The 2,842-nt window shown below is 66.4% G+C and carries 4 protein-coding genes; all 4 read right to left on the bottom strand.

What is annotated here, in order from left to right; genetic code table 11:
- Window positions 1-33: 33 nt before the first annotated feature.
- The 4 genes from FV242_RS33475 to FV242_RS33460 all read right to left on the bottom strand — a co-directional run bounded on the left by FV242_RS33475 (window position 34) and on the right by FV242_RS33460 (window position 2,737).
- Window positions 34-303, bottom strand: a complete 270-nt coding sequence (locus FV242_RS33475; protein WP_246693010.1) for a hypothetical protein — start codon at window positions 301-303, stop codon at window positions 34-36.
- Window positions 261-1,868, bottom strand: coding sequence for an IS66 family transposase (locus tag FV242_RS33470; RefSeq protein WP_147910971.1), 1,608 nt, complete (start codon window positions 1,866-1,868; stop codon window positions 261-263). The genes FV242_RS33475 and FV242_RS33470 overlap by 43 nt, the downstream gene beginning before the upstream one ends.
- A gap of 111 nt (window positions 1,869-1,979) precedes the next feature.
- Entirely contained in the window at window positions 1,980-2,327 is a 348-nt protein-coding gene (gene tnpB, locus FV242_RS33465; RefSeq protein WP_091928781.1) for an IS66 family insertion sequence element accessory protein TnpB, read from the bottom strand.
- Window positions 2,324-2,737, bottom strand: a complete 414-nt coding sequence (locus FV242_RS33460; protein WP_147941957.1) for a transposase — start codon at window positions 2,735-2,737, stop codon at window positions 2,324-2,326. Before FV242_RS33460 ends, tnpB begins: the two co-directional genes overlap by 4 nt.
- Window positions 2,738-2,842: the final 105 nt, after the last annotated feature.

Raw genomic sequence — 2,842 nt, 5'->3', positions numbered from 1 at the left:
TGAGCCCCCCTGCATCGAGATTGCGCCAGACCCCTATTTCGGCGCGCTGCGGTTGACGTCGATGAGGTTACGGAGACTTTCGATACCAAAGTCTGAGAAGGCCATGGTTCCGTCAGGGTACTGCGGATCGTAGACCCAGATCAGCCCGTCTTCGGGCTCCAGATCGGTAGCGATATCGGCGAGCCAGTCCGCATCTTCGCCGAGCTCCCTTGCGACGAGCGCCAAGGTCCTGACGGCATGGACCTCGTTGATGTGCATCGTCAGGCTGCGATTGCCGTGGTCGACGGCGGGGACCAGTTCCACGGCAGCAGGTCGTCGAGTCGATGGATCGGATGCCCGGCGATGCGGGCCAGCACGTCGGCGAGCCAGACCTGTGGGTCGACATCGTTAAGCCTTGCCGTCTGGATCAGCGTCACTATTGCGGCGGCACGCTCGGCGCCGCGGCTGGAGCCTGCAAACAGCCATGCTTTTCGACCGAGGGCAAAACCTCTGAGCGCCCGCTCGGCGGCATTATTCGTGAGGCAAACCCGCCCGTCGTCGAGGAATGAGGTAAACCTGTCCCAGCGCCTGAGCATATAGTCGATCGGCTTGGCGACGGTCGCCGAGCGCGAGAGCCTGATGCGCTGCTCACCAAGCCAGGTGCGCAGGTCCTCGACGAGCGGGCGGCTCCGCTCCTGTCGGACCTGGCGACGCGCGTCGGCGCTCAGACCGTTGATCTCGCGCTCGATGGCGAAGAGCACGTCGATGCGCGTAACCGCCTCCAGGGCGATCGGTGACACAGGCGCGGCGCCAGGGCTACGCCGCGCGCTCGCGGCGATGTCGGCGAGTTCGAAGAAGCCGCGACGGGCATGGGACCAACACAGCGCCGACGTGACCCGTCCGCTCGGACGCGCGGGATCATAGAGCCCGTTGTAGCCGCCATAGGCGTCGGCCTGGAGGATGCCGGACCATGCCGCGAGGTGCGCGTCCGGATGCTCGTGCCGCCGGTCGCGCGAGGCGAAGTAGAGCGCCGCCGGCGGATCGGCGCCGCCAAAGGGCCTGTCGTCGCGGACATAGGTCCAGATCCGGCCCGTATCGGTTTTGCCTTTGGCCAGGATCGGCACTGTGGTGTCGTCGGCGTGCAGCCTTTCGGCCGTCATCACGTGCCTGGCGATCCGCTCATGCAACGGCGCCAGCGCTGCCGTTGCCGCGCCAACCTGGTCGGCGAGCGTCGAGACGGAGAGTTCGATGCCTTCGCGGCCGTAGCGCTCGCTTTGGCGGTTCAGTGGTTGATGTTGACCGAACTTCTCAAACAGCACCATGGCCAGCAGGTTCGGCCCGACGAAGCCGCGTGGGGTCACATGAAAGGGCGCCGGCGGTTGCGAGATGGCCTCGCACGCGCGGCAGGTGAACTTCTCCCGGACCGTCTGGATCACCTTCCACTGGCGTGGGATCACCTCCAGGGTCTCGGTGACGTCCTCGCCGAGCTTCGACAGCTTCATGGAGCCGCAGCACGGGCACGACGAAGGCGCTGCGATCACGACCCGCTCGCGCGGAAGATGTTCCGGGAACGCCTTGCGTGATGGACGGCGGCGTAGCGCCGGAGCCGGCAACGAGGCCTGCAGCGCCGCAGCCTCTGCCGAGAGTTCGTCCTCCGTAGCCTTGGCCTCCAGCTCCTCAAGCTGCAGTTCCATTTGGTCGATGAGCCGCGCCGTGCGCTCCGATCGCTGGCCGTAGAGCTCGCGCCTGAGCTTCTGGATCATCAGCTTGAGGTGGGCGATCATCGCTTCGGTGGAGGACGCCGCGGCCTTTGCCTTCAGCGCTTCGGCGACGGCGTGGGACGCTGCAGTCTGTGCCTCGATCCTGGCCTGGCGCTCGCTGAGGATCATCGCATGAGCCGCCGCCAGATTGGCGGGAAGCGAGGGCGAAGTCGGCGATGAAGGGGCGGCGCTCACGACGGTGAGGGAATCACATCCTCCTGCAAACGCAAGCAAAAAGGCCTATCCGATCACCGTCGGACGCCAGGTCTCCACCGGATTGCGCCAGTCGATCCCGGAGAGCAGATAACCCATCTGTGCGGGCGTGATCGCGACGACCCCGTCGGCTGGCGAGGGCCATAGGAAGCGGCCCTTCTCAAGCCGTCGCACGTAGAGGCTCGCCGCCTGCCCGTCGTGCCAGATTACCTTCAAGAGATCGCCCCGGCGCCCGCGGAAGCAAAAGACGTGGCCGCCGAGCGGATCACGCTTCAACACCTCCTGCGCCAACAGCGCCAATGAGGCGAACCCCTTCCGCATATCGGTGTGGCCAGTGGCAAGCCAGACCTTCACCCCAAGCGGAACCGGGATCATCGAAAGCCCTCAAGGCCCCGCGCCAACGCAAGCACCGCGTCGACCTCGACGCCGCCTTCGACGATGATCCGGCGCCCGGCGGACAGCACGATCTCAACCCGCGGCGACCGCTCCGGCCGCGATGTCGGATCCCGATCCCTGCTCGTGTCATCCAGCAGCGATGCCGGCACCGGTGCCGACAGCGGTGCCGGACTGGACGGCCCTGGATCCGACGCGACCGCCACAGCCAGGAAAGCGCCACAGGCCGGCCGCGCCTCCAGCCGTTCACGCCAGCGATAGATCTGCTGCGCCTGGATGCCGTGGCGCTTGGCCGTCGCGATCACGTTGCCGCTGGTCACAGACTCCGTCACGACAGCGCGCTTCTCTTGAGGACTCCAGCGGCGGCGCCGGACGTAGGTCGCATCGTCCATCCGAGCATCTCCAGCACCGATGCCAGCACCGATGCCGGATCAGATCACCGAAAAGCTGGACGCCGATAAACCTCCAAACAAGGCGGCCTTCGCCGGATGCGCACG

It is taken from the genome of Methylobacterium sp. WL64 (genome assembly GCF_008039945.1).
Lineage (GTDB): Bacteria > Pseudomonadota > Alphaproteobacteria > Rhizobiales > Beijerinckiaceae > Methylobacterium.
The sequence above is the reverse complement of the archived record's forward strand: the minus strand, read 5'-3'. Positions and strand labels throughout refer to the sequence as shown.

Bases quoted from the DNA above. Each gene is read 5' to 3' on its own strand.
- FV242_RS33470 (WP_147910971.1), bottom strand. From the start codon at position 1,868: ATGATCCTCAGCGAGCGCCAGGCCAGGATCGAGGCACAGACTGCAGCG.
- FV242_RS33460 (WP_147941957.1), bottom strand. From the start codon at position 2,737: ATGGACGATGCGACCTACGTCCGGCGCCGCCGCTGGAGTCCTCAAGAG.
- tnpB (WP_091928781.1), bottom strand. From the start codon at position 2,327: ATGATCCCGGTTCCGCTTGGGGTGAAGGTCTGGCTTGCCACTGGCCAC.